Consider the following 10219-nt stretch of genomic DNA (forward strand, 5'->3'; position numbering starts at 1 on the left):
TCCCCATGCTCTACCTCAAACCCCCCTACTACCTCATTAATGGCGTCACCGTCTTCCGCGACCACGAGGACCCCCGCCAGTTCTACTTCCTGCCCGCCGCGCCGCGCCTGACGATGTTGACGGAAGAGGGCGGCCAGCGCATCCCGCAGTTCCAGCTCATCAAGTTCCGGGGGCGGGCCGGGAACGGCGGCTTCCTGAACTTCGACGTGAACCTCGGCGTGCCGGGGGAGACGCTGGAGGAGGTGCGGCGCGAGTTGCGGAGCCAGGAGCACCTGACCGAAGACCCGCGCCTCTCGCCCGTCCTGCTCGAAGACGGCAGCGTGAAGATGATGCTGTTCGGCAAGCAGTCGCCCGCGCCGACGCCGCCGAATCCCACTCCCGGCCCGACCCCGAATCCGGCCACGCCGACCGGCCCCCAGTTCGTCCTCAAGATCGACCACCATGCCAAGCCCTCGCTGTACGGGGACAACCAGGCGGCCTTCTCGGTGCAGCTCGACCAGGAGGGCGTGACGGTCCTCGAACAGGCGATGAAGGGCGAGATGTCGCCCATCGGGGTCGTGTACTGGCTCGACTACCTCGCGCTGCGGCCCGCCTACAACGTGCGGCTCTCGGTGGACTGGGAGCGGACCCAGCACCACTTCGAGGAACACTTCGGGGTGGACGCCCTCTTCTTCCAGGCCGACATCGACAAGGTGGTGGACGAGCTGATCGACAAGCGGGTGATCGTGCTGGAGGCCGACACCTTCATCCCCGAGGGCGACGAGGACGGCGTGTCGGGCCGCCGCGACCAGGCGCTCGACCAGGTGCGGGACATGATCACCGACGCCTTCTTCACGCCGTCCCTCAACCCCTACGAGGAGAAGCGCGACGGCTGGGACCGGGCGTCGGACTTCCTCGACCGCCTCTCGCAGGGACCGGCGGGTGGGGCCGATGCGCTGTTCAGCTACAGCCGCCTCGACTACACGCGCATCGACCGCAAGTCCCTGAACATCTCCATCAGCGAGCGCACCACCGTCAAGCGTTCGATCTATCCGCAGGGGCACCTCAGCGGCATCTTCCGCACCCTCACCCGCGAGGGGCTGGACCCGGAGAAGTTCATCCTCGGGGTGGACCTCGACGACCCGTGGTTCGAGCGGCGGCGCGTGAAGATCGTGGGGAGGACGGACTTCGCGGCGGACGGGATCAACTCGGTCAACGTGCGGCTGCGCTACGGCGGCCAGCTCAAGAACGTGCTGCTGGACGCCAGCAAGCCGACCGCCGAACTCGACTGGGCGAGCGTCGTGCGTCGGGACGGCTCCATGATCCGCGAGGTGGAGGCCGAGTACACGGTCAACTTCAAGTCCACGGACGGCGGCGAACGCCCGGCCCAGTTGACCTCCAAGCTCTTCACCTTCGAGGGTGACAACCTGGAGATCGACCCCCGCGCGGACGGCCTCTACACCCTGGGCAGCGTGCCCATCGTCGCGCTGAACTTCCCGTGGGAGCGCTACCCGGTGGTCGAGGTCCACTTGCGCTACACGGACGCGCCGAACGGCATCCGCCAGTCCGACACCTTCCTGCTGCGCGAGGACAAGACGGAGGACCGCTGGCAGCGCTTCATCCGCGACCCGGAGAGGGCGGGTTTCCTCTCCCAGATCATCTGCCGGGCGGCGGACGGGCGCGACGAGATCGGCGAGTGGACCTCCTCCACCGACGACCAGATCATCATCCGCGATCCCAACCCGCGCAAACACGTCCTCGCCGTCGTGCCCAACTTCCGCTGGTCGGAGGTGGACCGCGCCTTCGTGGACCTGCTGTACGAGGACCGGGCGAACGGCGTGCAGCAGGCCGAAGCCTTCGAGTTCTCCGAGTCGCAGGCGGCCACCCGCTCCTTCGTGGTGGACCTGGAAAACCCCGAGCTGCGCGAGGTGAGCTACACGGTCACGGTCCTGTTCAAGGACGGACGGACGCTGGAGATTCCGCGCTCGGTGACGCGCGCCCCCCGCGTGATCGTCTCGTCGCAGATGCGCGGCCACCGCGTGATCCAGGTGAGCCCGCCCGCCTCCGCCGCCTTTGGGCAAAAGCGCCTGAAGTCCGTTCTCGTCTCCCTGCGCTACAGCGACGCCGACCACCGCCTGAGCTACCGCGACGAGTTCACCTTCACGCCGAACACGCTCGAGCCCCAGTTCTTCGAGTTCGACTACGTGGACCCGCAGCGGCAACGCTACGCCTTCGACCTCAAGTACACCTTCGTCAACAACCTCAACCGCACCGTGCCCGACCAGATGAGTGGAGACGGGCTGTTGCAGGTGCCGGTGCCCGCCTGAGCGACGTTTTTTAACTCCTCCCCCTTGAGGGGGGAGGCCGGGAGGGGGTGACCGCAAACGACCTGCGGCGCGGCCCGTGTGGGAGGCAAGGCGTCTCGCCAGCGTTGACGCTCGCTCCGTCGCCCCCCCTCCCCGGCCCTCCCCCACGAGGGGGGAGGGAGAAAAATCACACCCTCTCCCCTCCCCAGAGGTTTCCTATGCTCCTGCTCAACAGTCCGCGTTCCATCGTCGTTGACGGCTTGACTGTCTTTCCTGACCACGCCGACGAGAACCAATTCTGGGTGCTGCCCGGCCCGGTGCAACTCGGTCGCAGGCGGGCCGACGGGCGGGCCTCGTTCACCTTCATCAAGTTCAAGCCTGCCGCCGTGCAGGCGGGCGTGAAGGGCGGCGGCTTCCTGATGTTCGAGGTGGGGATGCCGCTCGACGACCGGGCTCAGCGGCGCATCCTCTCGCGGCTGCGGTCGCTCGCGCCGGACCCCCGCCTCAGCCTCGTGCAGTTCGACAAGGGGACGGTGCGCTGCATCTCGCTCGACCTGGAGGGCCCTGGGGGGACGACGGCGCCGAACACCCCGGCGGGCACCTTCCGCGCGACCGAGCAGATTCTGGGGGCGACCACACCGTCCCTCCAGGGCGACAACACCGCCGCCTTCAGCCTGACGCTGAGCCAGGAGGGGGCGATCATCCTCGAACAGGCGTTCCACAAGGGGACGACCCCGGTGGGCGTGCTGTACGACCTCACCTTCACGGGGATGCGCCCGGCGCTCGACGTGGAGATCACCGCCGACCTGGAGCGGGTCTACCGCCAGTTCAGCGCGGACCTCAGCGCGCAGGTGTATTGGTTCAAGGCGAGCATCGAGGCGGGCTTCGAGAAGCTGGTACAGGATCAGGCCATCGTGATCAAGGTGATCAACGCCACGACCGACAGCGACCGCGAGCAGAAGGAGAAGTGGGCGCTCGACTTCTTCAAGGATCACCTGTTGACCCAGTGGTTCACGCCGACGCTGACGCCGGGCACGCTGGCGGGGAGCACGCCGGGGCCGAATCCGCCGGGGGGCACGACCCAGCCTGGAACGGGCGGGACGACCCCGCCTACGGGGGGAGGCACGACGAATCCGCCGACCACCAATCCACCGACGACCAACCCTCCCACCACGAACCCCCCCGGCTCAGGCACGACGACCCCGACCCCGCCGACGGGCCCGGCCAACCCGCCCTCCACCGGGACGACCAGCCCGGCGAGCGCCACCGCAACCGCCGTGCGCCAGACCGCCACCCTCACCATGACGGGCTCGGACCCCTCCCCCGCGCCCGACGGGTTCCGCATCGAACACACGCCGTCGACGAGCGGCAACCTGGAGACGCTGCGGCTCGTCGGCGGAGACCCGAATTTTGCGCCGACGCTGAAGGTGGACGGCACGGAGGTGTCCGTCGCCGCCGACCGGACGGCGGGCGTGGAGGTCGCGGCGGGGGCGAGCCGTGAGCTGGAGGTCACGCACGCGCCCGTCAGCGCCATCGAGTGGCTGCGCTTCAAGTACGACGAGCCCGTGGAGCCCGGCTGGAGCGCCGCCGACCCGCCGACGGGAGCGTTTGCCCGCTACGTCGAGGGCACGCCGTCCGACCCCCAGGACCCCTGCTTCACAGGGTCGAAGGCCGACTTCCTCGCCTTCCTGGGCCGCCTCGCCGAGCCGAAGACGGTGCGGCTGGAGGGGCAGGCGAGTTACGAGGTGCGCTCGCGCACGGCCTCGCAGGAGACGGCGTACACGGCGCTCAACCAGCGGCTCTCGCAGCGGCGGCTCGACGTGGGGCTCGCGCTCGCCCGCAAGCGGGGGGTGCAGATCGACCCGAGTTCGCGCGCCTCGGGCCACTCCAACTCGGAGGCGCTGTTCAAGGACGGCGACCCCGGCAACGACCCGGGCACCAACCGCGACGAGTGCAACGACTTCCGTACGGTGATGGCGAGCGGCACGACCCAGCGCCGCACGGTCTTGCGCGCCACCCTCGCCCGCGCGGCGGACGCGGTGGACCCCGGCCCGGGACCGCAGCCGAATCCCAACCCCAATCCGAATCCGAACCCCAATCCTCAGCCCAACCCGAACCCGACGCCCGACCCCCAGCCGAACCCGAATCCCTCGCCGGACGGGGGCACGGGCAACTTCGCGGTCGCGCTCAAGCTCAAGTTCATCTCGCAGACGGAGCGGCGGACGATCAAGTTCAAGTACACCCGCTCGGACGCGGTGCAGCGGACGTACGCGCCGCAGGGTTTCATCGGGCTCATGCTCGACGGGCTCGCGGACAAGCACACCTACTTCCTGGAGGTGGACCTCGACGACCCCTTCTTCCGCGTGTTCACGGTGACGGTGGAGGCGCCGCTCGACTTCGAGCGGATCGGGCTGAAGTCCGCCCAGGTCGCGCTCGACTACGGCGACCCCGCCGACCCCACGAACCACCGCCACGCCGACCTCGTGTTCGACCGCGAGCACGGGGGCGCGCAGACGTTCCAGGTCTTCATGAACCGCACGCGCGACACGGCCTACCGCTACTCGGTGCAGTACCACTTCGACCCGCAGAGCGCGTGGGCCGGGCAGCGTTTCAGCTACGACCTGCCCGCGCGGCGCACGGAGGACCGGACCCTCTTCCTCAACCCGTACGAGGACCTGGGCTTTCTGGAGGTGGACGTGGTGCCGGGCCGCATCGACTGGGGCGTGGTGAGGAGCGTGGACGTGGGGCTCCAGTACGCGGACCCGGGGCAGGGCTTCACCCACGAGACGCATCTGGTGTTCACCCAGGCCACGCCCGCGCAGAAATGGGCGCTGCGGCTGAGCGATCCCAACCAACGCGAGATCACCTCGCAGTTCACCTTCCACCTGGAGGACGGCACCACGCGCACGCTGCCGCCGCAGACGACGAAGGCCACCGCCGTGCCCATCGACGATCCCTTCGAGGGGGCGCTCGACCTGCTGTTCTTCCCCGCCTTCGACCCGGCGACCACCCGCGCCGCCTTCGTGGACGTGGTGTACGACGACCCGGCCAGCGGCTACCACCGCGAGGAACGCCTGCGGCTGGAGGGCGAGGACCGCAAGGAGGCCACCCTGCGCCTGGCCCTGCTCGATCCCAAGAAACGCGCCTACAGCTACCGCCTGACCCTCGTCGGAACGGACGGCAGCGTGAACCAGGGCCCCCTCCAGACGACCGAGGCGAGCATCGTGTCGGTGGGGTGAAGATCAGGGGCGGCGCCGAGGACGCTTGCAGGAGGCCGCCCCACCCATTTCGAGAGGTCGCATCGACCGAAGGAGGAACGGCGTGATCATCTACCAGATCGAGTTGCCGCAGGACCAGGACGCCGAGGCGTTCGTGACCTTCATGCGCGAGGAATATCTCCCGGCCATCCACCTGGGCCCCACCCGCATCGGTCAGGTGCTCGGACTCACGCTATATCAGGAGGACACCGAGTCGCAGACGGAGGCTCGCCGCTTCCTGCTCCAGGTCGAGTGGAGCGGTCTGGGTGGCAACCATGCCCGGCTGCGGCTGGACGACGAGACGGTGGAGGGCAGGCTCGCGACCTTCGGGGCCCACCTCGAGCGCCTCGGCTTCTACCGGGAAATCATCTCCAGGCGTGAGGAAGAAGGGGAGCCGACCGGGTAAGGGCCGCTCAACCTATGCCCGACGCGGGCGGAGGCGTCCCGGCTGGGGGCCTCCGCCCGTCAGTACGCGTCGATCTCGCCCGTCACCGTGGTCTGCACCGGGTAGCCCTCGATCTGGGCGGGCACGCGGCCCCGCGCCGAGGCGTCGCGCAGGTACACGACGATGGCGTCGTCGCCGATGGGGGAGCGGCCCAGCGCCACACCCGTCACACCGGGGAGGGCGAGCAGGGCGGCCTCGTGGCGCCGCCGCACGCCCTCGGCCGCCGAGGAGCCGGGGCCCCCCGCGTCCGGGTCGTAGGGCATGGCGGCCTCCTCGTGCAGGTCGGCGAAGGGGGACTTCTTGGAATCGGACATCGTGATCCTCTCTCCTTCCGGACTCATTCCGGGGACAAGGCTGCCGGGGGGAATGAGCAGCGCCGCTCCCACCAGGAGCACCAACGGCTTTGGAGAACGCGGCATGTCCACTCTCCACCCCGCCTGGAAGCGTTGCCCGGATTATTGGCCCGGCTTCTGCCCGACAACGTGAGCCGCCCGCACCGGGAAGGCGGGGCCGCCCCCACGAGAGAGGCGGCCCCGCCGGAACGTGAGGTCAGGTGTAGAGGTTGATGTCGAGCGCCGCGATCACCCGCGTCATGCGGTTGGCGAAGGTGACGTTACCGCCGCCCGCGAAGAGCAGGCCGACCGGGCTGCGCTGGGCGTTCCAGGTCCAGATGGACGAGCCCGAGTCGCCGCCCGCGCTGAAGAGGCCGCCCGTGCCCTGAATAGCGATCTGGTCGCGGAACTGGGCGATTCGCCCGCCACCGTAGTTGACGTTGATGGTGGCGCCCAGGCCGGTGATGCGCCCCTGGGTGAGCTGGGTGGTCCGCCCCGACTTGCCGACGAGCATCCCCAGGGCGGGGAGCACGGGCGCGCTGCCGATGCGGAAGAAGGCGGGGCTGCCGCCGCTGAGGTACACGAGTTCGCGGCGCACGCGGTCGGGCCAGGCCCAGCCCGTCGCGCAGTCCACGTAGTTGATGCCGCCCGAGAAGTTGATCGGGACGAAGCGCTCCAGAATGGCGATCTGGTCCTGGGGGCAGCGTCCGCCGTCGGCGGGGCCGGGCTGGCAGATGCAGTCGCCGAACACGGCGCCGTTGCTGTTGGCGAGCACGTGGTTGTTGCTCAGGACCATCAGCCGGGCGTTGCGCGGGGCGCTGCGGCCCACCGCGAGGCAGCCGATGGTGCCCGCCGTGACCCGGAAGTGTGCGACCGACACGCCCCCCGGCGTGGGCCGCAGGCGGAAGCGGTGGGGCTGGGCGTCGATGATCCCGGTGACGACCACCTGCACGGGCACCCGGTCGCTCGATACGGCGCGAATCCCCATCGAGTCCACCAGCGCCGCCTTGATCCCGTCCACCGAGGTCGGCTCGGCCACGTAGACCGTGAGGGCGGGCAGGCCGGGTTCGGCGGAGGACACGTCGGCAGAGTCGCCCCCCGCGCCAATCGCCACCCCCTGAATGTTGCCCGCCGCGCTGAAGGCCTCGACCGACCGCGTTCCCGCCGTCTGGGTCAGGGTCTGCAACATCCCGTCCTCGACGGCGCGCTTGATGTCCAGCAGCTCCATGCCGACCGAGGCGAGCGCGTCCGGCGAGTCGCTCAGCGCGGCGGCCTCGGCGTTGCGGTCGAGGGCGTCGGGGGCCGCGAACTGGTCCACCGCCTCCTCGTTGCCGCTGGCGTTGCCGCCGGGCGAGGTGTCGCCGCCCTGCCCTGCGCCCGTGGGTGGGTCCTGAAAGTCCCTGCCGTCGTTGTCGTTCATGTGCCTTCTCCCTGGCCTTGCCGAGAGTGAGCCCGTTTCCGCCGCGTCCGTCCGCACGTGATGACTCCCTGCCTTCCAGCAGGGCCCTCCCCCCTTTCCCGGACCCCGGGCCACCGTGGGCGGCTCAGGGGTGATGGGTGGATGGTGCGCCTCCCCCCGTGTCCCCCCCGTGACCGGCCCGTGACCGTGGGCGCGCGCGGCAAAAGGACACTGAGCCTTGGCTTAGGACTTCTCTCATTCGTCCCTGGGCCCCCCGGGATAGACCGTGGGCACTACCGGGAACACGGCTCACGGGGCGTGCCGGGAAGGAGAGGGTATGAACGACGATCAGGCGACCCGCAACGAGCACGGCACGGCCGCAGAGGACATCGGCGGCACCACCGACCCCCACATGGGCCAGGGTGAGGGCGGGCAGACGCTGACCACCCGCCAGGGGCACCCGGTCCGCAACAATCAGCAGCAGCGCACGGTGGGCAGCCGCGGCCCCGCCACGCTGGAGAACTACCACTTTCTGGAGAAGATCAGCCACTTCGACCGCGAGCGCATCCCCGAGCGGGTCGTCCACGCCCGCGGCGCCGGGGCGCACGGCGTCTTCGAGGCGTACGGCACGGTCGGCGACGAGCCGGTGAGCAAGTTCACGCGGGCCAAACTCTTCCAGGAGAAGGGCAAGCAGACGCCCGTGTTCGTCCGCTTCTCCACGGTGATCCACTCCAGCCACTCGCCGGAGACGATGCGTGACCCACGCGGCTTCGCGGTCAAGTTCTACACGGAAGATGGCAACTGGGACCTCGTGGGCAACAACCTCAAGGTCTTTTTCATCCGCGACGCGATCAAGTTCCCGGACGTGATCCACTCGCTCAAGCCCGACCCGGTGACGAACCGGCAGGACGGCGGGCGCATCTTCGACTTCATGAGCAACACGCCCGAGGCGATGCACATGCTGACGCTGCTCTTCTCGCCGCACGGCATCCCGGCGAACTACCGCCAGATGCAGGGCTCGGGCGTGAACACCTACAAGTGGGTGAACGACCGGGGCGAGGCCGTCCTCGTCAAGTATCACTGGGAGCCGGTGCAGGGCATCAAGAACCTCACCCAGCCCGAGGCCGAGCAGATTCAGGGCAAGAACATCAACCACGCCACCCAGGACCTGTACGAGGCCATCGAGCGCGGCGACTTCCCGCAGTGGGAGCTCCTCGTCCAGATCATGTCGGACGACGACCACCCGGAGCTCGACTTCGATCCGCTCGACGATACCAAGACCTGGCCGCGCGACCAGTTCCCGTGGCTGCCGGTCGGGAGGATGACCCTGAACCGCAACCCCAAGAACTACTTCGCGGAGGTCGAGCAGGCCGCCTTCGGCACGGGCGTGCTGGTGGACGGGCTGGACTTCAGTGACGACAAGATGCTGGTGGGCCGCACCTTCTCGTACTCGGACACGCAGCGCTACCGGGTGGGCACCAACTACCTCCAGCTCCCGATCAACGCGCCGAAAAAGCACGTGGCGACCAACCAGCGCGACGGGCAGATGGCCTACCGGGTGGACACCGTGCCGGGACAGAACCCGCACGTCAACTACGAGCCCAACTCCACGAACGGGCTGACGGAGGCGCCGCGCGACGTGGCCGAGTACACCCCCTGGGTCGAGGGCCACCTCGTGCGCGAGAGCATCGACCGCACGAACAACTTCGCGCAGGCGGGTGAGCAGTACCGCGCCTTCGAGGACTGGGAACGCGACGACCTGATCAATAACCTCGTGGAGAACATCTCGGCGGCCACGCCCGAGGTGCAGGCCCGCATGGTCGAACTCTTCACCCAATGCGACGAGGACTACGGGCGCCGGGTGGCCGAGGGGCTGGAGCAGGTGCGCCAGAGCCGCCAGGACCGTGAGCACGAGGCTGTCGTTCAGGCGCAGGAACGGGCCAAGGAGGCGCAGCCTTTCTGAAGTTCGGTTTGACGGTGTGAACGAAGCGTCCGGCCCTGGGAGTGGGGCCGGATGCTTTTTGGAGAGAGTTATGGAGTTGATTTTTGGGGGTGGCCTGGGTCGGTCATCCCCCTCCCAGCCTCCCCCACGAGGGGGGAGGAGCAACAACGCTGGAGCCTGAGCTTTTTTCTCCCTCCCTCCTTGTGGGGGAGGGGGGGGCACGACGCCAAGCCGCAACCTCCCCCAGCCCCCCTCACTTCTTCCGCGTCGCGCTCCACACGGCCGCTGCCACCCCGGCTCCGAGCAGGGCCAGCCCGATGTTCCGCGACTGCATCGAGCCTTCCGTGTACGCGCTCGTCTGGCGGACCATGCCGGGGTAGTCGCCGCGCTCGGCGAGCTGGCCGGAGGGCCGGTACATGATGTCGGCCTCGGGCGGGAGGGGCGGGCGGTCGCTCTGGGTGCCGGGGATGACGGCGGCCTCCATCGCCTTGTCGGTGGCGCGGGGGGCGATCTCACCGAGGGCGGCGATGCCCCGGCCCCCCCCGCCGACGAAGAGGTC

The 10219-nt window shown here is 69.2% G+C and carries 6 protein-coding genes and 1 pseudogene; 4 read left to right on the top strand and 3 right to left on the bottom strand.

Annotation, left to right across the window (positions count from 1 at the left end; translation table 11 throughout):
- Positions 1-5 precede the first annotated feature (5 nt).
- From IC605_RS12835 to IC605_RS12845, 3 genes are all read left to right on the top strand, one after another.
- Positions 6-2306 carry a hypothetical protein gene (locus IC605_RS12835; protein WP_216324517.1) on the top strand — a complete coding sequence of 767 codons (2301 nt, stop codon included), beginning with the start codon at positions 6-8 and terminating at the stop codon, positions 2304-2306.
- A gap of 197 nt (positions 2307-2503) precedes the next feature.
- Positions 2504-5524, top strand: coding sequence for a hypothetical protein (locus IC605_RS12840; protein ID WP_216324519.1), 3021 nt, complete (start codon positions 2504-2506; stop codon positions 5522-5524).
- An 82-nt stretch (positions 5525-5606) separates the two neighbouring features.
- Positions 5607-5948, top strand: a complete 342-nt coding sequence (locus IC605_RS12845) for a hypothetical protein (RefSeq protein ID WP_216324521.1) — start codon at positions 5607-5609, stop codon at positions 5946-5948.
- Between the two features lie 59 nt (positions 5949-6007).
- On the opposite strand, the gene IC605_RS12850 is transcribed toward IC605_RS12845, so the two are convergent.
- Both IC605_RS12850 and IC605_RS12855 read right to left on the bottom strand, forming a co-directional pair.
- Entirely contained in the window at positions 6008-6301 is a 294-nt protein-coding gene (locus tag IC605_RS12850; RefSeq protein ID WP_216324524.1) for a hypothetical protein, read from the bottom strand.
- A gap of 235 nt (positions 6302-6536) precedes the next feature.
- Positions 6537-7739 carry a chymotrypsin family serine protease gene (locus IC605_RS12855; RefSeq protein ID WP_216324527.1) on the bottom strand — a complete coding sequence of 401 codons (1203 nt, stop codon included), beginning with the start codon at positions 7737-7739 and terminating at the stop codon, positions 6537-6539.
- 391 nt (positions 7740-8130) lie between these two features.
- On the opposite strand from IC605_RS12855, the gene IC605_RS12860 reads away from it, so the two are divergent.
- A complete protein-coding gene (locus IC605_RS12860) occupies positions 8131-9681 on the top strand; it encodes a catalase (RefSeq protein WP_246580800.1) in 1551 nt (516 codons plus the stop codon).
- Positions 9682-9913: 232 nt separating this feature from the next.
- On the opposite strand, the pseudogene IC605_RS12865 reads toward IC605_RS12860, so the two are convergent.
- A pseudogene (locus IC605_RS12865) lies at positions 9914-10219 on the bottom strand (SDR family oxidoreductase); the annotation flags it as partial.

This window comes from Deinococcus aestuarii, from assembly GCF_018863415.1.
Taxonomy (GTDB): Bacteria; Deinococcota; Deinococci; order Deinococcales; family Deinococcaceae; genus Deinococcus; species Deinococcus aestuarii.